Below are 21672 nucleotides of genomic sequence, written 5' to 3'. Positions count from 1 at the left end.
TCCTTATGCTCGTTAATAGTAATGTATCACTTAAATATCCTATTAAATCCAAATTAAGGGGGAGCTCTATGGTTGCAAGTAAATGGAAGAAAATGATAATTCTCATTTCTGCATTCTGCGCCGTATTTACCATTACGATGGTTGCTCAAGTACAAGCTACAAATATCCCTTCCTATCCTGCAGTCAAGCAAGAACAGAGCTTATGGTGTTGGGCAGGAGCCAGTGCCAGTATTCTCAAATACTACGGTAAACATATTTCACAATGCGATATCGCCAAAGCAGTCAAAGGTACTTCTACATGCTCGGACGTTTCCGCTAGCGCACAAGAAACACAAAACGGACTTGTCCAATTTGGAATATCGAGCTGGCTGTATGATGGAGCTCTTACCTATTCCGATATAAAAACGCAAATTGACAATAACAGCCGGCCTGTCTATGTGTCTTGGCAATGGAGCACTGGAGGTGGACATGTCGTCGTTATTTATGGTTACGATTCGGTCGGGGGTAATGACATGATCAACTATATGGATCCTCTTGTCGGCCGAAAAACATCGATGCGCTATACCGAATTCAAAGGAGGAAGTTCCTATAATCAGACTTGGCGGTGGGGCTTAAAAGATCTTTACAAGTTTAAATAGGAGGTGGAGGAAAATGATGAGAAGAACAATTACATCCGCAATGACACTGACGTTCATCACATTTGTGTCCCTATTCATAGGCACGCCCTTCATTCACACGGTGGACGCATTTAAATCACAGTCGATTCCAGCAGAGGTACAAAGCTATATAGAAAATGAGGCCCGTCCATTGTTTATTGAAGCCGTTAGCAAAGACCCGCATGGATACGGTTATTCAACTGCGCGAGAGGTACAGAATATAACTATCGGTGAAGGATTCCCCGTGTATCTAATTGACCCCCAACAACTTAGCCTTTCTACATCCAACACATTTCAAGATGTCATTCGTCCTACTGAACAATGGGAATTTATCGTATACAGCGATCAACAGGCCATGTCCTTTTTGCGAGTAAGCAAGACTTCTTCTGGCTATCAGCTCGAATCCTTTGGCGGTGATTCCAGCTATGTAAAGTCAGCGTTACAGCAACTCCCTGCTGTAGGCAACAATCCCTATATTCTCGTTACCGATAAGTCCGACAAATATATCGTCAAGCTGGGCGAAACCCAACAAGAGCTCGTTGCCATTGCCTCGCCTAATCAAGACCTTCAATCGTTTGGAGTCCCTAATGATGAAGCTATACAGTCTGCACCTATAATTAAGGCTTTGAAACAATACCAGATTCAAAATGAGCATTCGGATCGTGACGGCGGCTCAAGTGCAATGGGCACCAGAATGATTGGCACTTCCGATGACACATCATCGAATCAGCCGATTATTCGGATCGTACTTATTAGCATAACTATTGCCCTTTTCTGTACGTTACTGTTATGGTTCGGAATGAAAATAAGAGCAAGACGTTAATCTTCATTTCAGATGTTGAAAATAGAAAGCAGGCTCTCCCATAGAGGAAGGGCCTGCTTTTCTTTGTTCGTTTGTTATTCGGTATACTCTGCATATGTTCTGTTCTACATTTAGATAGATAAACCTCTCCATGCATTAAATCTAAGCTTTTATCCATGCACGCTTTAAATCCATCTCTTCTATGCAACGACTATCATCATGGTGCTCATATTGAATAAGCGGTGATACTGGGTAAAGATGCAACCGTTCATCATCAATTGGCTTTAACAATCGATTCAAGTAATCTAGTTCCAAGGAACTCGGTTGAAGCCAAGCTTCCATCTCATCACGATCCAGTATAGCTGGCATCCGGGAATCAAATTCTGATACCGTCCGATTTGCGCGAGACATCACGATTGTACAATTGTAATGATCTTCGCCTTGTGGACTGCGCCAACATTCATAAAGCCCTGCGATACCGAAAATTCCCCCTGTCTGCAAAACGACTCGAACCGGATGCATTCGCTTCTCGTGCTTACGCCAATAGTACAATCCGTTACAAGGAATAAGGCAGCGTCGGCGCTCCACCATTCTAAAGTATGATGAATTTTCCGCAACCGCTGTTAAATTCGCATTGATCGCGTCTGGCGCCCAGAAGGGCACCAGTCCCCAACGATAAGCATCCAGCACTCTTCGTCCTTCCTGCTCCATAATGATGGGAATAAGCTGAGTTGGTCTTATGTTATAGCGCGGACGATAAGCAATTCTCGATTCATCAAGCTTGAACGTTGACTCTAGCTCCGAATAGTCCGTACTGAGTGATAATTGACGACACATCGCCCTCACCTCCTGTACGCGTAGTTTGCGCACAAGTGGAAAGGATATACATTTCATAGATGGATTGTGATGATGATTAATGATGACTTTATTTTTAAATACATGTCGGAACCGTTATTATGATGCTGAGAAGTAAGTAAATCATTGACTAACCTAGCATTGTAGCAGGAAGTATAGCTATGAAGAAAATGAGAATAACAGGCAGGAGTATCGTTGCCAACGCTCTTTTTTTAGAAAACTGATGTGCTTCTGAAATACCAACGACCAATATAACAAAGCTCCATATTACGATTACAAAGCCAACAATCGCGATAAGAGCAGCCCATCCTGCTACTAAGAAACCAGTAGCTGTCGTTGTAAATACTTGTTTGCCAAAAATAAAAAGAGATGGAATCCATAGTAACCCTACAATGGCCTGCGGTCCGTATCCAGCCAACCCATTAACAGCACGAATTTCTTGGCTATCGGCAGTCCCCCCGAGCATCGTCCCAATCCATAGCATAAGAAAGCTGCTAATATAAAAGCTGATAATGCCGCTAATAATCCCGACAACAAAGGCGAGCAGGATGATCGTGCCTAGCGATGAATGATCCCCCATACCATCCTTGGCATAGCCATCCAGCGTTCCGAAAAATGAGCTGATGACTACGAGCAGCAATGAAAACCCATCTGACTTGGTTACTCGCATATGTTCACGCATCACTTCTCGGGGTCTTAACCACATCTCACCAAGCTCTCTTAATCTTTGCTTCCAAACCATTGCATCCGTGTTCGCTGACATAAACACGCTCCTTTAATTATTCGGCTAATGATGCAGAAAGAGCCGAGGTATGATCCTCGGCCCTAAACTTGGTGTCGTATATATTGTAAACGAAGGGGCTTGTCTTGTTGAACAAAAATCTGAAAGATGCGTGTTGATACTTAAGCAAGTATATTTACAGTCATATTTGTATGAGAATTATCATTGTCGAGTAAGTAATAAATGTTATCCGTTGGTGAATAAAGCCAATACTGATTTACTGGAAGATCACTTGTATCGATGAACTGGATTTGACCTACATTCTGGTCATCGAATACTATTTTTCTTCCCAAACCTTGTCGCACCAACTCATCTATATCATTTAGTTTGCCATAGCCTGGAGTAAAATGCAGAACTACAGGTTTATCAGCTACAACCGAAATTTTCGTTCCTTTTCTCTCGAAAACATAAAACGAGTCCCATTTCATTCCTGGGAAATCTACTCGAATCATTGATGGATGCTTATCACTGACAGCCAAATGATTCGAAGCGCCATTAATTCTGGATGTTACTGCATCAGGCAGTAATTTAAATGAAATCCAGTTATTTGTTAGCTTAGTTGACGGAATAATTCGAATATTAGATTTATTGATTTCTATTTTCACATCATCACCAATCGGTCTATATGTAGGATCTTCGTAAGTTGCAACCATAACCGATTTTCGGATATCAACATGTTCTTTCACTTTAATCGGATGTGAAAACAGAAGTGCATAGTGTTCTACTGTTAGACCATATCCTGGAGGAAACTGATATGAAGAATGAAATTCAAATCTGTTATGCGTCCACCAAATATAGAATTTGTCACTGTGATGATATTTCTTATTCTCGTCCACAACAATAGCAACATACTCATCAGTTATTATAGAGTCATGAGTAACAAAAAATGAACCATCTGGTTGAACCTCAGTTTTTTTAGCCGTGCTAGAACTTGTATTAATTAACCATTCCCATTCCTCAATACCTTTATCTGCCCAACTTTCCTGAACAACATACACGGTTCCTTGCTTGCTGCTTGTACCATATACGACTTCGCCTACACTAAAAACTTCTTTAGTGAGCTTTACTACCGAATTATTTTCCTGACCACCATTACCGCCTGGCTTCTCTGGTGTGACGCCGCCGTTAGAACCGCCTCCGCCAGATGGGAAACCACCACCAAATCCGCCGCCTCCACCAGTAGTGGTTGTCGACTTAATCAGGTCCCCAGCTTTCGTTTCTTTACCAGCTACAGTTACAAGCGTATCTGCGTTAACATTCTCTCCTAGCTTCCACTCTTTTGGAGCAGCAGCAAAACTAACGCCCGCAGCATTTAGTGTTACCTGCTTAATCACTGCTTGGCCAGTTACGTTTGTTCCTGCATGGATAATCAAAGATTCAATCGTTACATCTTTAGCAGCTTCAATCTTCGTTCCTACTGCTCCTTTACTTACAGTCAACTGCTGAATAGCACCTTGTGCCAGCTTCAGATTGCTGCCGTAAGTGCTCACCATAACCGATGGGAATACACCATTTAGCTGGACTTCGGATTGAGCCTTAAGCGTTTCAGACAATTGCAGCTTCACTATCTTGGCATTATCTTGTACATCAACGATTGCCGGTGATTGCAGTATTAGCTCTTGAACGGTAGATGCACCCTTTACCATGAAGCGCACAATACCATCTTTCTTGTTTACGGTAACATGTGAAAGTACGCTATCGTTTACATGAATACTGTTTTTACCACCACCATATACAAGCGTTTTGCCATCTACCTTCACATTGTTAAGAGCAGCATCTCCTTCGCCTACACCTTGTGTAAGGATGAGATCGCCTTTAATATGTACGTTCTGTAGAGTAACGCCTGATACGTTAACGATAACGTTTCCGTTGATTGTTTCTTGTTCTTGCTTCGTTTTAGCGCCATATGTACCCGCTTGCCCATACCATACACCATATGTATCGAATGCACGATCTAGCATGCTAACCGCTTCTGCACGCGTCAGCGATTGATTCGGCTTGAACGTACCTTCTTCGTAGCCTTTAACAACACCTAGATAGACGGCTTCGGAAACCGATGATGCCGCCCATGGTTGGATATCTACGCTGTCTTTATACGTTAGTGCCGTGCTGTTTGTCTTCCATTTCAACAAGCGGGACAAGGAAGCTACCGCTTCTTGACGCGTAAGCGTTGCATTCGGTTTAAATGTAAAGTCCGTATATCCTTTCATATATCCTGCTGTTGTCGCCGTATTTACAGCGTCCGCATACCAAGCTCCTGCTGGTACATCTGTGTAAGCTTGCGGCTTCTGTTCGTTAAGCTGGAACATGCGGTTTACGATGGCTGCCCACTCCGCACGCGTTACTTGTTGATTCGGCTTGAATTCATTTGCAGATGCGCCAGATATTACGCCTTGGGATGCCCACTCTGCAATTTTTTCTTTTGCCCAATGTGATTCTACATCTTTAAATGCAGCAGTATTCTTTACTTGCACACCTTCATTCGCTACAGCTGCTTGAACGCTCGCTGGTGCTGCTAATGCGCTTAACAAGGTGCTAAATGCAAGTGTTACCGATAGCAATGTTGCTATTCTCTTTTTCATGTTTTCCCCCGTGTTATATATGTTTAATAATTCATCCATTCAATTATAGTTGTATAAATGTAAATATCCATGAAATTATTGGTTTATTTTAAAATCTATAGTTCTTAAGTCTATAAACTCTTTATTACAGAAGCTTATTTGGCTAAAATGAGAAGGCAACTATCATCATAGAAGAATCATTATCGCAAAAGGAGAACAGCATGTCACAATCCGAACACGCTAGAACGATAGCGGTTCCAACAGAACGAAACCTACTAAAAATATTTCTGTTCGCCTTGAAGCTAGGCCTGACCTCCTTTGGAGGTCCTGTCGCGCATCTTGGCTATTTTCACGAAGAATATGTGCTGCGACGCAAATGGATCGATGAGCGCAGCTACGCTGACTTAGTAGCGCTGTGTCAGTTCCTGCCAGGGCCGGCGAGCAGCCAAGTCGGCATCGGTATTGGTGTGCTGCGCGGCGGCCTGCTTGGTGGCATAGCCGCATGGCTTGGCTTTACGCTGCCGTCCGCAGCAGCGTTAGCCCTATTCGCGTTGGCGATGCAAGGTTCCAGCATCGCAAGTGCAGGGTGGATCCACGGCCTGAAGCTGGTGGCCGTGGCCATTGTTACCCATGCCATATGGAGCATGGGCACGAAGCTAGCGCCAGACCGTGGGCGCGCCACCATCGCCGTGGCGGCCGCGGCCGCTGTCCTGCTGTGGCAGACAGCCTTGGCTCAAGTATTTGTCATCGCGGCCGCTGGCTGTGCCGGCGTCTGGATGTATAGGCACAAGGAAATGCCCAAACTGGAGCATGTCCGTGTGCCAATTAGCCGTCGGACAGCGATTATTTGCTTATCGCTGTTTGGCTTATTGCTTGTGGCTCTACCGCTCCTGCGTCAGGCAGGCATAGGCGGCTGGTTTATGGCCTTATTCGATAGCATGTTTCGAGCTGGCTCACTTGTATTTGGCGGCGGCCATGTCGTACTGCCTTTGCTTGAACGTGAAGTCGTGCCCACAGGATGGCTCGACAAAGCAGACTTCTTAGCTGGCTATGGAGCTGCGCAAGCCGTACCAGGCCCACTGTTCACCTTCGCGGCCTATATTGGAGCAGCAGCTCAAGGCTGGCTAGGTGCAATTGTAGCAACAATCGCGATCTTCTTACCCGCGTTCCTGCTCATCGTCGGAGCGCTCCCATTCTGGAGCGCTCTACGCGTGAACTCGCGCGCACAAGGTGCCCTCTTTGGCGTCAACGCCGCCGTCGTAGGCATTCTCATCGCGGCACTATACACGCCGCTCTGGACGTCGACCGTGCAAGCACCGGCCGACTTCGCGCTCGCAGCAGCCCTATTCGTGCTGCTCACGCACTGGCGCATCCCGCCTTGGGCCGTCGTTATCGTCGGCGCCCTTGGCGGAATGCTACTGGAATGGCTGTAAACGAAGACTCGCCATTCTCACCAAATAGGGTCGGGGGCTTCTCTACATCAGAAGAGAAGCCCCCGACCCTTATTATTGTTAATCACATTGAAGATTAACAACTCTAGCTCAAACTAACTCGCTCTTTACCTAAACTCTCTTGCTGTGGAAAGAACATCGCCGAATCCATTTTCGTGACAGCCGACATACGGCGGGTCACAGGGTCCAACAGCTACGAGCGCAACAAGCAAGCCACTAATCATAAGGACAGCTGCGCTGCTCAACGCAGCACCCCCAATACCACCTAACAAAGAACCGATCGGCATCGCCACTGCACCGATGCTTCCAACCGCAGCCATCACCCTGCCTAGCAAATGCGAAGGCACAAGATTTTGCATAAACACCATCGCAATGATATTGGTAATCGCAGTTGGCACCCAGCCAAGTCCATACAAAAAAACCGCCAACCACATGCTCGAAACTTGAGCAGCAGCGAACCACGCAAGCCCGCACCATAAAAATGCAGCAATGTACATCGGCCCCATAGGAAGGTTTTCCAGTTTCAGACGAGGAGCGAGCAGCACCCCCACCATACTAAACACCGCTACAGATGCCAGCATCATCCCATACCAGTCAGAGCTTTGCGCAAAGCCAGGAAGTACTGCAAACACGGCACCGCCTGCACAGTTAATTACAATCGTCCCCGCTAACAAGCGAATAATATAAGGATGGCGAAGGACAGCCACACCTTCCCTTAATTCTCGCACATACTGTCGGAAAGACAGCTTAGATCCCGCTTCCGCCTCATCTCTGCTCTCACCTTCCATATTGCTCGGAATAGGACGTAATGTCATAAAAATAAGCGCAGCCATCAAAAAAAGTACGGAATTCATGATAAACATACTCACGATACCGATTAAGGCAATAAGAACTCCCCCAAGAGCGTTAAACACAGCTTCACTGCCTTGATTGGCAGCACTAAACCAAGCATTACCCGCCGTCAAATCTTCCTTTGGCAGCACTTTCGGCAAAGCCGACATTTGTGCAGGGAATATAAATTGATTCAACACAGCGATAATTGGCATCAAAATAAGCACTAATGTCACAGAAATAAAATCAAGCAAATAGCTAAGAGGCAGGATAAGTAAGAGGACAGCTTGCAGCAGTTGGGTCGAGACCAACATCTTTTTCAAAGGCCAACGATCAATAAGCGGTCCATAGAGAAACTGAACGATACGGGGAATTGAAGTAAGAAACATAGCTAATCCGGAATAAAAGGTGGAGCCACCTAGATCATACACAAGCCACATCGCAGATAACATATAAAAGCTGTCACCTATATTAGAAATGAATCTTCCCGCGAGCAGCTTCGTAAAATTCACAAATTTTAATGTTTGCAGCATGTTGCTCTTCTCCCCCTCGGCCCTCCATAAGAGACCGCTTTACTTGTATCCATAGTTTAATCAAAAACCATTCTCCTCCACCTCAGTCTCTAGCTGTAAATTGACTCCGCCTCTCGTTCATCCGCCGCCAGCTGCACAACACAAAGAAACCCCGACTACTCCAAGCAATGTTGGAGAATCGAGGCTTAATTTCTATCTATTTTTTTGCCATGAAACGAAAACATCATGATACATAATGCTTGGATTATGCATCTGCTCCTACAAGAACACAAAGTAAATCACTGCTGCAAGCACGATACGATAAATCGCCAGCGGAATAAGCTTAATGCGATTAATTAACTTCAGGAAGAAGCGAATCGACACAAGAGCAACGAGAAAAGCACTTATAAACCCTACGATGAAAAATGGAATCACATCTGCCGTAATCGCATCCCAACTTTTCACCAATGACAAAAAGCTTGCTCCACCGATAATCGGCACTGCCATAATAAAAGTAAAGTCAGCAGCCGCGCGATGGCTTAAGCCTAGCAGTACGCCAGCAGAGATCGTAGAGCCTGAGCGAGAGAATCCCGGCCACATTGCCAAGCACTGCACAAGACCAATCGTTAACGCTTGCTTGTAAGTAACTTGGTCTACCGTCTCTACCTTTTTGACGCGCGGTGCGAGCAAATCGGCTGCAATCATGAGAAATGCCCCAAGTACAAGTCCGATCACGACGGTCTGTGTAGAGAATAAGTACGTATCAATAAAGTCCTCAAATATAAATCCTAATATCCCGAACGGCAAAATACCTACAATGACTTGTGTTAGTTTTAAACGCGGCTGAGAAGCTTGCTCTCCCGTCACCTTTTTCAAGCCAAGCATCGTCATAAACCGTTCCCACATTAAAACGACTACCGCCAGGATCGAGCCAAACTGGATTACGACTTTAAATGTATTAGCCACTTCTGGCGAAAACATTTCTTTCGTCTTGAACAGCCAATCATCAACAATGATCATATGCCCTGTCGAGGACACGGGCGCAAACTCGGTAAGACCCTCAACTATGCCTAATACAAGCGCCGCAAATAACTCCCACCAATCCAATGGATAAACCTCCTTACTATTCGTGAACCTATGTCACTTCATGCGCTTCATTCAAACTACGAACTATCACTGCTACTACCATTTACCATCATACCGATACTACTCACTAATTTCGCAACCATGCATCCGGCTGAATAGTTAATAGTTGATAGTTAATCAATATCTGATCTCTTAAAGTAAACAATCGTTGCTGCCAGCCCAAGTATAGAGGTAGCAAAAATAATAGCATATGAATAGGAGATTGGATAAACGAACTCCGTACTGTTCGTAACCACCATATGTACAGCAGACCAAGGAAATAGACCTTGATAATCCGTGTCGATAACCGTAAGATTTGCCATCGTAACAACCGCAGTAAATATAATCGTCGGCACAAAATTTTTGAACAGCATCGTTATCAATATAATTGGAGTCGACAATAAAAATAGTAGAAACGCCCCTACAAAAAACTGTCTAAGAGAATCGACGATAACGGCCACACTCAATCCTTCAAACTGGGCTACAAAACTTAGCAAAAGTGTCATTACCCAAGCTACTAACGTAAGCATAAAAATCCATAATAGAAGCAGCAGCCATTTGCTCACAATCAAACTCGTTTTGGACACAGGAATTGTCAGTAAGTTTTTCAATGTATCTTCCGTATACTCACGGCTAAACAGATAAGCGGCAATGACACCGTACAGCAGCGTGCCAATGAGCATGAGCACATTCAAATTTGTATTGTAAAACGACACATCGAACGTAAGGATCGTTTCTGGCTTCTCCCTTTTCATGCTCAAAAAAGCGATAAACATCATAATAGGCGCTGCCATGGATCCAATCACGCTAATCATAAACATCTTCGCTCGCTTCAGCTTCAACAGCTCGGTGTACAACAAGTTAACCAATGGTTCCACCGCCTATCAGCTTGATGAAGTAATCTTCGAGCCTATCTTCGCTTATCGCTATTCTCGTAACTTCAATCCCCTGCTCGACAAACAGCTTATTCAGTTTGCCTTGCTGACCAAGATGAGAATAAACGCGCAGCAAGCCTTCTCCATGAGCCTCATATTCCACTCCTGCAAAATGCTGTTCCAGCAGCATTGCAGCCTTGTTGTCATTCGATACTTGCAGCTCGATATAGTTGCGATTTCTAGCACGCAGCTCCTCAAAGGATACTTCCTCAAGCAGCTTCCCCTGATGAATGATTCCAATCTGATCTGCAAGCTGCTCTACTTCGGATAAGATGTGACTAGAAATAAGCACCGTCAGCTTTCTCTCTTCCGCAAGCGACTTAATAAGTCTGCGAACTTCCTTGATCCCCACTGGGTCCAAGCCGTTCGTTGGCTCATCGAGAATAAGCAGCTCTGGATGATGAAGAATAGCTCTTGCGATTCCAAGGCGCTGCTTCATGCCCATTGAATATTTGCCGACCAGCTTCTTCGTTTCCTGTTCCAATCCTACGATTTCCAACGCTTCCTCAATCGCGTTTTTCTTGTGAACACCCATCAGCTTGGCATTGATAAGCAAGTTCTCGCTGCCTGTTAAATTTTCATAGAAGCCTGAATGCTCAACCATAGAGCCAATTCTTCTTAAGATCTCCTTTTGATGCTTACATAAGTTCTCGCCAAATATCTCAATTTGTCCTTCTGTCGGCTTTACGAGCCCTAACAACATGCGAATCGTCGTTGTCTTACCTGCACCGTTTCTACCTAAGAAGCCATATATTTGACCTTGCTTCACATTGAGTTGAAGGTTGTCTACCGCCTTTTGCGTTCCATATTGTTTCGTTAAGTTGGTCGTTCGAATGACCGCTGACATGTAAAGCACCTCCTGCTAATGAACGATAGGTTTGTTGTACCACTCCACTGCTCTAATCTCTGATGTTCTAGCATCTAGCTTGAATTAAAAAGTCCAACTCTTAACTATCTCCACTACTATTCAACCAAATGTAACTCTATTGTAAGCAGTCGATTTTACATGCCTCTTAACGAGTTCTTAACGATTTCTTACATTGATCCTATCTTTCAACCTTTAACCAACTTCACTCGGAAATTTTGGTGTCACTGGTTATTGCTGCTTTTGGAATCGTAAAGTTAAACGTCGTACGTATGTCAGGCTCACTTTCCACCCAAATGGTACCGCCATTTTTCTCGACAAGCGCTTTGGTTATTGCAAGACCTAGACCGCTGCCACCATTCACCGTGTTTCGCGAACGATCTGCGCGGTACATTTTATCGAATATTTTCATCAAATCTTGTTCAGCAATGCCTGCCCCTTTATCCCAAATACTAAACTGATAGCTGTGGACCGTTTCCGCAAGTTCAATCCCCAGCACCTTTCCTTCTTTCCCGTACTGAACAGCATTTTTTATCAGATTGTTCAAAATTCGCAGTAGACTTAGCCGATCCACCAACACCATACATTTCTCTTCTGGCAATACAGCCCGTAGCTCGATGTTGTGCTGATCCAGCTCAGGCAAAAAAGCAATGACCGCTTCTCTCGCCATTTCCGCAGCATCTACCGTCTCTACCTGCAATGGAATTTCATCTGCATCCAACTTCGCTAAATGGAATATTTCATCGATCAATTCCTTCAGGACAATTGCTTTGTTAGAAATAATCTGGATATAGTGCTGCCGCTCCTCCGGGGAAGCCGCGACATTATCTTTCAGTGCGTCAACATATCCAATAATGGATGTAAGTGGTGTCCGAATATCATGAGATATGTTTGTAAGTAGACTCCTTCTTGCTGCCTCGGAACGTACCGATAGGACTTGGACTTTGGCTAAATGCTCAATTAGCTCATTAATGGAGAAAATGACTTCATCAACGATCGGATCATCGTTCGTCAGCACGCGAGTATTCACATTCCCTTGAACGGCCCGCTTCAATGCGGCCCCCACACTACGAAGCTTTGTTCTGAATTGAATCCGTATTAGCAGCAAGCTTCCCGTTACGAAGAAAAGGACAATAAATAAAACCCCACGCAGCATGCCTTGGGGCTGATTGATCCATTCCAACATGAAAAGGGCTGCCAAGAGCAACAATTGCACAATGATTAGCACCATACTTTGGTCACGCTTCATCTTTTTCACCTACAAATTTGTACCCGATTCCCCAGACTGTCTGGATCCACAATGGCTCGGAAGGATCAGATTCTATTTTCAACCTTAGTCTACGAATATGCACCATTACAGTGTTGTCGTCCTCAAGGTATTCACTGCCCCACACTTGGCGGAAGATTTGTGTCTTCGTAAACACTTGTTCTGGATGAGAAGCAAAAAACTTCAACAGCTCGAATTCTTTCGCCGTCAGCGCTACCTCTTCTCCATTTTTCTTCACGCTATATTTTCGTACATCTATGACTAGGCCTTTAAAGCGCAGCACATCCTCTAAACGCTCGTTTTGAACACGGTTCTCGCTGCTGCCTAATACCATAAAGCGTCGCAATTGTGCTTTAATACGCGCAACCAGCTCATGAATACTGAACGGCTTCGTCATATAATCATCAGCCCCAATGCTTAACCCAATGACCTTATCCATTTCATGATCTTTTGCAGTCAGCATCATAATCGGCACATTCGTCGTCTGACGCAGTCTTCTGCACGCCTCAATACCATCAAGCTTCGGCATCATAAGGTCCAGTAGAATAAGATTATATTTATATTGATCACACAAGCGCAGCGCCTCTTCCCCATCTGCTGCCGTATCAACTTGATAGTTTTCCCGCTGCAAATAAGTTTGAACTAACTCCCGTATTTCCTTATCGTCATCCGCTATTAAAATTCGGATATGATCCATAGGTGCGCACCTGCTTTTCTATGTAATGAAGATATAATGAAGGACATGAATCGTATATTTAAAAGTAAAAGATAGAGCAGTTGCTATATCTACTCGTTATTATAACAACATAGATTGGACAATGCTGTAAACTGACTCAGCCCATACGCTAGTTCAACTGCATATTCAGAATAGCATCTACGGTTTCGAATTTATTTGCAGCTTTAGCTCTCAGCGAAACTGTACTCCACAAGGCCTGGCTCTCCTCTTTACTCCCCTCACCATTTACATTATTCTTATCCACTATTGGTGGAATTTCAGCAGTGAATGTCTTTCAAATAGTGGACACTTATTTCAAAAAGAAACACAGTACCCTCCGAGATAAAAAATCCACATCTAGTATCACTTTCCTGAATTGAAAACTATATATAGCAATTTCTTTCTAGTATTCAGCTACCCTGATATATGCCCCTAGTGTCCACCTTTGTAAAGACAACTTCTCCACAATCTATGCCTTTTATCGCTCTATATCTAATTGTTCCTCTCCTGCTTACTAATTGTAAAAATCGAGAAAAACACGATTTCCCTGGTACCTGTTTCCCTAACTTCAACATGCTCCACCCCTTTTAACACGCTATCGTGTTCACAAAAAATAGCCAGATCGCTCAACAGTTTGAACGATCTGGCTACAGTATTCTATAAGATGATTTCATTCCTGACTACATGCATGTTTATATAATAAAGCCCTTCATTGCTTAACAGTTCGCTTAACGTAACAGTTCACTTATTTCTTTTAGATTTTCAGCGAATCCAATAAACACTTTATTGCCAACGATAATCGTAGGAACAATTTGTTTTCCTGTTAAATCCATAACTTCTTTCGCGTATTTCTCATCGGTTTCACAGTCATACTCCGTATAAGAAATCTCATTTTCTTTGAAATAACGCTTTGCATGGTTGCAGTCGCCGCAGGTAGGTATCGAATAAATGATTACTGGTTCCGTCACATGGATACACCCCTTATCAGGTAATCGCAAGGCTATTACTTTATACGGTCGTTTTATATCCTTTAGCTTGGATGCTTTCTTGAATATTCGAAATCTCCAGCTTAGCTTCGTCATATTTCACAACAATCGTTCCTTGATCGAAATTAACCTGTCCTTCAACGCCGATTCCTTCAAGGACTCCCTCAATCTTTTTGACACATGAACGACAATTCATTCCTTCGATTTTCAACGTCACTTCCTTCACCTTTTCACCCCCTTCCAATACAAGTCTTCACATACCCCCATACCCTATATAAATCACAACTCAAATATACTACACCCCCCTATAGTGTGTAAATAGTTTTTTTACTATTCCTCCCAAGTTTTTTCCAACAACCAACAAATCAGAAAGTAGAACTACACGAACAAGCTAGCCAAGCCAGTTCATCAAGGGAATATCCATTATTATTAACTATGTACTTAATTATGGGTTAAGCGCTCTCGCCATCGCATCTACATAGCTTTGACTAGCGCGCTGACTTACTTCCGCTTGCGGAACGAACACTTCAAAAACGTGGAAACAGCCCGGATAAAGATGAAACTCGACATCTACGCCCGCTTGCGCAAGACGCGTCACATATTCGATGGTCTCATCACGGAACAAATCGAGTTGTCCTACACATGTATAAGTCGGCGGTAATCCTTCCAAGCTGCTCGCTCTCGATGGCACTGCATAGGGTACCTCGCTGGCATCGTTATTCTCGCCCAAGTACATTTTCCAAGCCGCTACGTTGTTAGCCCGATTCCAAGTTGCGTTTTCCGCTGTAATCTCGTGGCTCGATGCTGTATCATTTCGATTGTCGATCATTGGATAGAGCGGCATTTGGAAGATGAGGGCTGGCCCACCTTTGTCACGAACCATTAAGGCAAGCGCCGCAGTCAGCCCACCGCCTCCGCTAGCACCAGCAATCGCGACCCGCTCCACATCGATGCCTAACTGTTCAGCTTCCTCCGTCATCCACGTCAAGCCAGCATAACAATCATGAAGAGCAGCTGGATAAGGGTGCTCTGGAGCAAGTCGATAATCAACGGATACGACAACACAATTAGCTGCCTGCACGAAGCGTTCGCACAAAGCATCATCCATATCAGGATGTCCCATAACATAACCTCCCCCATGAATCCACATCATGGCAGGAAGCTTATCGCCAGTTCGCTGGACGGGTTCGTAGATTTTAACAAGCATTTCTCCATCTGCTCCCGGAATCATCCGAGTTATCGTACGTACATGTTCCGACTGTTCAATAGGGGGACCCACTAACAAGCTCCTGCTCCACGCTAACTTTTCCTCCAGTTGAAAACCAGGGAATTGCGCTAATGTTGACCTTAGTTCTGGCAGTACTCGACTTTCAAAATTCATATGAATTCCTCCCGTATTTGAAATGTTACCGTTATGACAATTGCCCTGTCTCTGTTTCCCACTTGGCTATTTCCTCTCGCACCCGAGGTGCTACCTCTGTTCCTAACAGTTCAATCGCTCTCATCACCTCAGCATGCGGCATCGTAGCAATCGGTACATACATCATGAATCGTGTAATACCTACATGTTTACGAAGATGAATAATCTTTTGGGCAACCGTCTCCGGATCGCCAACATACAGCGCCCCATCAAAGCTGCGCGCAGCATCGAAGCTGGAACGGTCATAGTGAGCCCAGCCCCGCTCCTTCCCGATTTTGTTCATGCCTGCCTGTGTTGAAGGGAAAAAGGTATTCGCTGCTTGCTCTGTATGATCCGACACAAATCCTAACGAATGTGAACCTATTCTAAGCTTCGATACGTCATGACCAGCATGGCCCGCTGCCCTTTTATAAAGCTGTACAAGTGGAGCAAATTGTAACGGACTTCCACCAATAATCGCGAGCATTAACGGCAGTCCCATGATACCTGCACGAATAACAGACTCCTGATTACCTCCACTACCAATCCACACAGGCAAGGGATTCTGAACAGGACGAGGATACACACCCAAATTGTTAATCGCTGGTCTATGCCCACCTTTCCAAATTACTTTTTCCGACTTCCTTATAGAAAGTAGCAATTCTAGTTGTTCTTGAAACAGCTCATCATAGTCATTCAGGTCATAGCCGAATAACGGAAAAGATTCGATAAAGGAGCCCCTTCCCGCCATAATCTCCGCACGTCCATTTGAAAGACCATCAAGGGTAGCAAAATCCTGAAACACACGCACTGGATCAGAGGAAGACAGCACCGTCACTGCGCTAGTTAACCGAATCCGCTTTGTCTGTGTTGCAGCCGCAGATAATACAACTGCCGGCGACGAAGCTGCGTAATCCTTCCGATGATGCTCACCTATACCGAACACATCCAGCCCTACTTGATCAGCAAGAACAATTTCCTCGACCACTTCACGCAACCGCTGTGCATGACTTATGACTTCACCGGTATGAACATCCGGTGTTGTTTCGACAAACGAAGTAATCCCTATCTCCATAGAAAACCTCTCCTTATTTAAAATAAATGTGCGCTATCATTCGAATTGTGAATTTGTATGTTCATAGCATTTTCATAGATACCAAATGCCTTATCATGAGTCAGTTGTCGCCCACCTAGTCATTGCCTGTTGCCCTCTTGGTTACTGCCCAAAATATAAATGCTAATGCACTGACGGAAGCCCCGAGCAAGCACACTCCCTTCCAACCAAAATGCGCATAGATATGGGTCGCAGCAATTGAGCCTGCTGCACTGCCAATGGAATAGAACACCATGTACCCCGCAGTAAGCCGACTGCGCGCCTCCGGACGCAATACTAAAATCATGCTTTGATTCGTAACGTGTACAGCCTGTACCGCCAAATCCAGGAGCACAATCCCAATGACCAACGCAAACAGCGACTGTTCGGTATAGCTAATGAAAAACCATGATACAAATAGCAAGATCAATGCAATACCCGTCGTCTTCTGTCCATATCCTCGATCTGCCAGCTTTCCTGCCCGTGCCGCAGCTAACGCTCCAGCCACTCCTGCAAGTCCAAATGCTCCAATGGCAGTATGTGAAAGAGATAATGGTGGTGCGCTAAGAGGCAATACCAATGACGTCCATAAAATGCTGAAATCAGCAAATATGAGCAGAGCGAGAACAGCGCGAATACGTAATACCCGTTCTTGTGCAAACAGTACAAATACCGATTTCAGAAGTTGAGGATAAGACAGATTCCTTACCTCGCGTTCAACATTTGGCAGCACCTTAAAAAATACACCTACCGTAAGAAGCATACATACGGCAGAGAGCAGATAAACGGAGCGCCAATCCGCCAGATCCGTTACAACCCCTGCAAACGTTCGTGCAAGCAGTATCCCTATTACAATGCCGCTGGTTACGATGCCGACGACACGCCCCCGCTCGGCAGGAGCTGCCATAGTTGCTGCAAATGCCACAATCGTCTGCGTCACTACCGCAAGCAAGCCCACCAACGCCATTCCCGCAAATAGTGCCACGCTGGTGGAAGCAGTGCCTACGATAACTAGCGCGATCACAGATAGCAGCATTTGACCAATAATTAAGCGCCGCTGGTTTAGTAAATCCCCGAGCGGTACTAACAGCAGCAATCCTAATGCATAAAAGATTTGCGTGATGGTAATGAGGATACCAATCATAGAGTGATCAATGCCGAACTCACTCGAAAGGTTATCGAGCAATGGCTGTGCAAAATAAATATTGGCCACGGACATCCCACAGGCTACCGCAAACAAAAGTGTTACATAACGAGGAATGGAAGAACGCTGAGCCCCGGCTCCATCCTCGACCAACTCCCGCTTCCCCTGTGATGAAATCACTTGTCTATCGGCATTGACTGCACTTTCTTTCAGGCCCTCCTTCATGTCGTGCATACCTTACCTCCAATCGTTTTACATGCTGAACCAAATAACGTACCGATCAGTATGTTATTTGGTTCAGCAAATATAACGCCATGATCCTAATACTGTCAACAACTATATTTGCGGAGAAGCTGATTTCGTTAAAGGAACTACTGTATATAAAGTATATTTTGTAGAACGATTTAACATAGATTTGACAAGGTATAGAACTGACTTTAAAATAAATACCATACTGTTCGGTATGAATAATAATTCACAATGACGAGAGGTCTGAATAATGGCAAGAACTCGCGAATTTGACGAAGAAAAAGTATTAGATGCAGCTATGCAGCTATTTTGGGAGAAGGGATATGAAGCTACCTCATTGAGTGATTTAACTGCCAGAATGGGAATTACTCGACCTAGCATATACTCCGCCTTTGGAGACAAGAAAGAATTGTTCGAAACTGCGCTGCGTAAATATACGATGGCTCGCGCTTCGGAAATGCGAACGAAACTTCAGAGCAATCCTTCTGTAAAAGAAGCATTTCGTACATTTTTTGAAGATGTGATTGCCGAGGAATATTCGGAAGGGCTCAGCCGCGGATGCTTTTGTATTAACACCATGGTCGAACTTGCCCCACATGATGAGAAGTTCGAAATTCTTACAAGAGAACATCAAATGTACCTTTCTGTTATCTTTCAAGAAACCATTGAACGAGGGATAAAGTCAGGTGAGCTCAAGGCTGTAGAAGATGCAAAAGCTCTAGCCCAAGCACTACTTACATCGTTAATTGGGTTAACTGTTATCTTGAAATCTCGCCCACAACGAGCGTTTGTCGATAACACATTAGAAGTGACGCTCTCTTTGCTTAAATAAAATCGGACAAAACAACTCTATTTCAATTGCACAGCTCGGATCAAAAGATCTGCCCTTGAACCCATCGGATATCCTGAAAAAGTTTGTCCCGGTGGGTTTACCTCCACGACAATTCCTCATAAACAACTGGTTATCACCCCATTTTTCTGATTCTTTCCCTTTGAGAAAATGTTAATACTTGACAATCACCAATTGGAGTAATATTATCAAAAGTGAAAATATAATCACTAATGATAACAATAATCGTAGGCGGTAATATAAATGAAGAACAAAGCTGATTTGATCCTGCATCCGGTAAGACTGAAAATCATTCTAACGATCATGCGTAAACAGCGGGCTACTGCCTTGCAATTGAATGAGCTTCTACCTGAAGTTCCACAGGCTACCTTGTATCGTCATATCAATAAACTTGCAGAAGCTAACCTATTAACTATCGTTGAGCAGGTGCAGGTTCGCGGAGTCGTGGAAAAAGTATATGCTGTGTCCGAAGAAGGAGCTCATGTAACGCAAGCCGACCTGGAGGTAGCGACGAGAGATGACCATATGCGCTATTTCACCACCTTCATTTCCAGTCTGATGCATGACTTTTCTCAATATGTAGAACAGCCAAATTTCAATTTGGAACGGGACCGCGTCGGTTACCGTCAGTTGGCTCTTTATTTAAGTGATGACGAGTTGGAAGAAGTGATGGCTCCATTTCGGGAAGCTGTGATGAAAGCCATTCATAATACTCCTGCGGAGGGAAGACGACGCCGAACACTTTCATTCGTTATCATGCCGGAGGCAGAAACTACAAGTGAGGGAGAGTAAAGAAGATGAATGTAAATCCGAACGAAACCGAAGTGACGATTAACAGTGCTTTTTCTTTAGCAGGTACGTTAGCCATTCCACATGGTACAACACAGCCTGTTCCTGCTATTTTAATTATTTCTGGTACAGGTGAAAACGACCGAAACGGTAACGGAAAAGGTCTCAATGTAAACATTTATAAGGATATGGCAGATATATTAGGGAAAATGGGCTACGCCACGCTTCGCTATGACAAGCGCGGTACGCATGCCAGTGGTGGAGATTCCTACGAAACGGGACTGTGGGATTTAGTAGATGACAGTATCGCATGTGTTCAATTTCTGAAGTCTCGACTGGAAGTCGATCCAGACCGAATCTTTATATTTGGACATAGCGAAGGAGCTTCTATCGCTCCCATCGTGCATACTAAAGAGCCAGTGCACGGCCTCATGTTGATTTCGGGCGCTGTAGAAAATTTGGTCCACGATACAATTCCCCGTCAAACAGGTCAAGCGCTTAAGGAACTGGAACATGCAAAAGGAATTAAGGGATTTCTTATCCGTTTACTAAAAGTGAAAGACAAAGCCAAAAAGCAAAATGCCGCCTTTATCGAAAAAGTACTCTCCTCCACGAAACCAACGATCAGATTTAAAGGCAAAAAAATAGGTGCCAAGTGGTTCCGTGAGCATGCCGCGCTGAACACTTTTGACTATGTGAGCCAAGTGTCCTGCCCTCTTATTGCGATAACAGGTTCCAATGACCTTCAGACACCTCCAGATCACGCTAGAAAATTCGCCGAAGCAGCTAAGGGTGAATCCGAATGGCACATCATCCCACAGATGAATCATATTTTACGCAAATACGAAAAGCCCCACACGATGTTAGGATTAATGAAAGAATATAAATCGCTGTTTACCACGCCGATAGACAGAGATTTCGTTACACTTCTAGAGCAATGGCTGCACAGGCATACGACAAATCAGCCAACTTAGTCGTTCCTTACACATGCTCATGCCAAAAAGCCAGTTAGCTCAAATACCTGGACTAACTGGCTTTACATTAATAAGCGCACGCTATCTACCATTCGCAGCTTCTTTATCCACACTCGATCAATCACTTTCACCCACCATTTTTGCCCCTGTTCCCATGGAGCCACATTTCTAGTATTCCGCATTATGTGCTTTCCATATCCATGCATTATCCGTATGACAGAGACGAATCGGCAGCCAGTGACCATTAGGAGCTGCCTTTCAACTTCAAATATACTACGATCCGCGACATCCAGTATCCAAGGATTCCCCCAGTTGTATTTAAAATCAAATCATCTACATCAAAGTTTCCAATCGAAAATATAACTTGTGCAATTTCTAAACTAAAACTTACACCAAAAGAACAAACGAGCACACTTATAAATGAAGCTTTTTTGTTTTTGGATAGAAGCAGTAGAAAGATACCGAGCGGAATAAACAAAGCGATGTTTCCGAAAAAATGAATAAGACCGTGCATCGATTGACCCTGAATATTATGGGATATTTCCTTAAAGGGAACCAAATTGCCTAACTGTATTCCTTTTATAATCGAATGAGGGTTTTCAATATTCATCTGAACCTGCTCCAGCATAAAGGTCATATCAATAGAATGAAATTTAAATAAAATAATTTTGAGCAATGTGTACATGTATAAGCCAAATGCAACCGGTAGCCAACGACTATTCATTAATGTAGTTAAATTCATTTCGCATCCTCCTTACCTTGTATACATTAAGAATAAGGGATGCACATTAAATAATAAGTATAGTAAAAATAAAATTTATCTTAAGCTTCG

General features: G+C 44.1%; 21 protein-coding genes. 6 read left to right on the top strand and 15 right to left on the bottom strand.

The annotated features are described in order from the left end of the window. Positions 1 to 68: 68 nt before the first annotated feature. Both NQ117_RS15855 and NQ117_RS15850 read left to right on the top strand, forming a co-directional pair. A complete protein-coding gene (locus tag NQ117_RS15855) occupies positions 69 to 638 on the top strand; it encodes a papain-like cysteine protease family protein (protein WP_258278991.1) in 570 nt (189 codons plus the stop codon). A gap of 13 nt (positions 639 to 651) precedes the next feature. Further along, a complete protein-coding gene (locus tag NQ117_RS15850; RefSeq protein WP_258278990.1) occupies positions 652 to 1479 on the top strand; it encodes a hypothetical protein in 828 nt (275 codons plus the stop codon). A gap of 141 nt (positions 1480 to 1620) precedes the next feature. Here NQ117_RS15850 and NQ117_RS15845 read toward each other — a convergent pair whose 3' ends face one another. From NQ117_RS15845 to NQ117_RS15835, 3 genes are all read right to left on the bottom strand, one after another. Beyond that, positions 1621 to 2295 carry an SOS response-associated peptidase gene (locus NQ117_RS15845; protein ID WP_258278989.1) on the bottom strand — a complete coding sequence of 225 codons (675 nt, stop codon included), beginning with the start codon at positions 2293 to 2295 and terminating at the stop codon, positions 1621 to 1623. Positions 2296 to 2443: 148 nt separating this feature from the next. Further along, entirely contained in the window at positions 2444 to 3076 is a 633-nt protein-coding gene (locus NQ117_RS15840) for a Yip1 family protein (protein WP_258278988.1), read from the bottom strand. Positions 3077 to 3216: 140 nt separating this feature from the next. Continuing rightward, the gene (locus tag NQ117_RS15835; RefSeq protein WP_258278987.1) at positions 3217 to 5676 is read right to left on the bottom strand and encodes an S-layer homology domain-containing protein; all 2460 of its coding nucleotides are present in this window, start codon (positions 5674 to 5676) and stop codon (positions 3217 to 3219) included. A gap of 200 nt (positions 5677 to 5876) precedes the next feature. Between NQ117_RS15835 and chrA the strand changes: the two genes are divergently transcribed. Further along, a complete protein-coding gene (gene chrA / locus NQ117_RS15830; protein WP_258278986.1) occupies positions 5877 to 7088 on the top strand; it encodes a chromate efflux transporter in 1212 nt (403 codons plus the stop codon). A 125-nt stretch (positions 7089 to 7213) separates the two neighbouring features. On the opposite strand, the gene NQ117_RS15825 is transcribed toward chrA, so the two are convergent. The 11 genes from NQ117_RS15825 to NQ117_RS15775 form a co-directional block, all read right to left on the bottom strand. Further along, the gene (locus NQ117_RS15825) at positions 7214 to 8470 is read right to left on the bottom strand and encodes an MFS transporter (RefSeq protein ID WP_258278985.1); all 1257 of its coding nucleotides are present in this window, start codon (positions 8468 to 8470) and stop codon (positions 7214 to 7216) included. Positions 8471 to 8728: 258 nt separating this feature from the next. After that, positions 8729 to 9556, bottom strand: a complete 828-nt coding sequence (locus NQ117_RS15820) for an undecaprenyl-diphosphate phosphatase (RefSeq protein WP_258278984.1) — start codon at positions 9554 to 9556, stop codon at positions 8729 to 8731. 152 nt (positions 9557 to 9708) lie between these two features. Then, complete coding sequence (locus tag NQ117_RS15815; RefSeq protein WP_258278983.1) at positions 9709 to 10443, bottom strand: ABC transporter permease; 735 nt, start codon at positions 10441 to 10443, stop codon at positions 9709 to 9711. Continuing rightward, a complete protein-coding gene (locus NQ117_RS15810) occupies positions 10436 to 11356 on the bottom strand; it encodes an ABC transporter ATP-binding protein (protein WP_258278982.1) in 921 nt (306 codons plus the stop codon). Before NQ117_RS15810 ends, NQ117_RS15815 begins: the two co-directional genes overlap by 8 nt. 223 nt (positions 11357 to 11579) lie before the next feature. Further along, positions 11580 to 12623 carry a sensor histidine kinase gene (locus NQ117_RS15805; protein ID WP_258278981.1) on the bottom strand — a complete coding sequence of 348 codons (1044 nt, stop codon included), beginning with the start codon at positions 12621 to 12623 and terminating at the stop codon, positions 11580 to 11582. Beyond that, positions 12613 to 13338, bottom strand: coding sequence for a response regulator transcription factor (locus NQ117_RS15800; protein ID WP_258278980.1), 726 nt, complete (start codon positions 13336 to 13338; stop codon positions 12613 to 12615). Before NQ117_RS15800 ends, NQ117_RS15805 begins: the two co-directional genes overlap by 11 nt. A 746-nt stretch (positions 13339 to 14084) precedes the next feature. Then, complete coding sequence (locus NQ117_RS15795; protein WP_258278979.1) at positions 14085 to 14324, bottom strand: glutaredoxin family protein; 240 nt, start codon at positions 14322 to 14324, stop codon at positions 14085 to 14087. Between the two features lie 40 nt (positions 14325 to 14364). Further along, positions 14365 to 14568, bottom strand: coding sequence for a heavy-metal-associated domain-containing protein (locus tag NQ117_RS15790; protein ID WP_258278978.1), 204 nt, complete (start codon positions 14566 to 14568; stop codon positions 14365 to 14367). 219 nt (positions 14569 to 14787) lie between these two features. After that, a complete protein-coding gene (locus tag NQ117_RS15785) occupies positions 14788 to 15723 on the bottom strand; it encodes an alpha/beta hydrolase (protein WP_258278977.1) in 936 nt (311 codons plus the stop codon). 31 nt (positions 15724 to 15754) lie between these two features. Further along, positions 15755 to 16816 (bottom strand): LLM class flavin-dependent oxidoreductase, encoded by a 1062-nt coding sequence (locus tag NQ117_RS15780; RefSeq protein WP_258278976.1) that lies wholly within the window; start codon positions 16814 to 16816, stop codon positions 15755 to 15757. A 115-nt stretch (positions 16817 to 16931) separates the two neighbouring features. Further along, a complete protein-coding gene (locus tag NQ117_RS15775; protein ID WP_258279068.1) occupies positions 16932 to 18203 on the bottom strand; it encodes an MFS transporter in 1272 nt (423 codons plus the stop codon). A 274-nt stretch (positions 18204 to 18477) separates the two neighbouring features. On the opposite strand from NQ117_RS15775, the gene NQ117_RS15770 reads away from it, so the two are divergent. The 3 genes from NQ117_RS15770 (at position 18478) to NQ117_RS15760 (ending at position 20840) form a co-directional block, all read left to right on the top strand. After that, positions 18478 to 19059, top strand: a complete 582-nt coding sequence (locus NQ117_RS15770; RefSeq protein WP_258278975.1) for a TetR/AcrR family transcriptional regulator — start codon at positions 18478 to 18480, stop codon at positions 19057 to 19059. A 261-nt stretch (positions 19060 to 19320) separates the two neighbouring features. After that, a complete protein-coding gene (locus NQ117_RS15765) occupies positions 19321 to 19869 on the top strand; it encodes a helix-turn-helix domain-containing protein (protein ID WP_258278974.1) in 549 nt (182 codons plus the stop codon). Between the two features lie 5 nt (positions 19870 to 19874). Beyond that, on the top strand, positions 19875 to 20840 hold the full coding sequence (locus tag NQ117_RS15760) for an alpha/beta hydrolase family protein (RefSeq protein ID WP_258278973.1): 966 nt from the start codon (positions 19875 to 19877) through the stop codon (positions 20838 to 20840). Positions 20841 to 21084: 244 nt separating this feature from the next. Here the strand turns inward: NQ117_RS15760 and NQ117_RS15755 are convergent, their stop codons facing one another. Then, the gene (locus NQ117_RS15755) at positions 21085 to 21582 is read right to left on the bottom strand and encodes a VanZ family protein (RefSeq protein WP_258278972.1); all 498 of its coding nucleotides are present in this window, start codon (positions 21580 to 21582) and stop codon (positions 21085 to 21087) included. Between the last annotated feature and the right edge of the window lie 90 nt (positions 21583 to 21672).

Origin of the sequence: Paenibacillus sp. SC116 (assembly GCF_024733555.1) — a bacterium.
GTDB lineage: Bacteria > Bacillota > Bacilli > Paenibacillales > Paenibacillaceae > Paenibacillus_B.
The sequence above is the reverse complement of the archived record's forward strand: the minus strand, read 5'-3'. Positions and strand labels throughout refer to the sequence as shown.

Excerpts from the sequence above, each read along its gene's own strand:
- NQ117_RS15850 (WP_258278990.1), top strand. The coding sequence starts at position 652 with ATGATGAGAAGAACAATTACATCCGCAATGACACTGACGTTCATCACA.
- NQ117_RS15845 (WP_258278989.1), bottom strand. The coding sequence starts at position 2,295 with ATGTGTCGTCAATTATCACTCAGTACGGACTATTCGGAGCTAGAGTCA.
- NQ117_RS15765 (WP_258278974.1), top strand. The coding sequence starts at position 19,321 with ATGAAGAACAAAGCTGATTTGATCCTGCATCCGGTAAGACTGAAAATC.
- NQ117_RS15760 (WP_258278973.1), top strand. The coding sequence starts at position 19,875 with ATGAATGTAAATCCGAACGAAACCGAAGTGACGATTAACAGTGCTTTT.
- NQ117_RS15800 (WP_258278980.1), bottom strand. The coding sequence starts at position 13,338 with ATGGATCATATCCGAATTTTAATAGCGGATGACGATAAGGAAATACGG.
- NQ117_RS15855 (WP_258278991.1), top strand. The coding sequence starts at position 69 with ATGGTTGCAAGTAAATGGAAGAAAATGATAATTCTCATTTCTGCATTC.
- NQ117_RS15780 (WP_258278976.1), bottom strand. The coding sequence starts at position 16,816 with ATGGAGATAGGGATTACTTCGTTTGTCGAAACAACACCGGATGTTCAT.
- NQ117_RS15835 (WP_258278987.1), bottom strand. The coding sequence starts at position 5,676 with ATGAAAAAGAGAATAGCAACATTGCTATCGGTAACACTTGCATTTAGC.
- NQ117_RS15825 (WP_258278985.1), bottom strand. The coding sequence starts at position 8,470 with ATGCTGCAAACATTAAAATTTGTGAATTTTACGAAGCTGCTCGCGGGA.
- NQ117_RS15775 (WP_258279068.1), bottom strand. The coding sequence starts at position 18,203 with ATGAAGGAGGGCCTGAAAGAAAGTGCAGTCAATGCCGATAGACAAGTG.
- NQ117_RS15805 (WP_258278981.1), bottom strand. The coding sequence starts at position 12,623 with ATGAAGCGTGACCAAAGTATGGTGCTAATCATTGTGCAATTGTTGCTC.
- NQ117_RS15770 (WP_258278975.1), top strand. The coding sequence starts at position 18,478 with ATGGCAAGAACTCGCGAATTTGACGAAGAAAAAGTATTAGATGCAGCT.
- NQ117_RS15785 (WP_258278977.1), bottom strand. The coding sequence starts at position 15,723 with ATGAATTTTGAAAGTCGAGTACTGCCAGAACTAAGGTCAACATTAGCG.
- NQ117_RS15810 (WP_258278982.1), bottom strand. The coding sequence starts at position 11,356 with ATGTCAGCGGTCATTCGAACGACCAACTTAACGAAACAATATGGAACG.
- chrA (WP_258278986.1), top strand. The coding sequence starts at position 5,877 with ATGTCACAATCCGAACACGCTAGAACGATAGCGGTTCCAACAGAACGA.
- NQ117_RS15840 (WP_258278988.1), bottom strand. The coding sequence starts at position 3,076 with ATGTCAGCGAACACGGATGCAATGGTTTGGAAGCAAAGATTAAGAGAG.
- NQ117_RS15755 (WP_258278972.1), bottom strand. The coding sequence starts at position 21,582 with ATGAATTTAACTACATTAATGAATAGTCGTTGGCTACCGGTTGCATTT.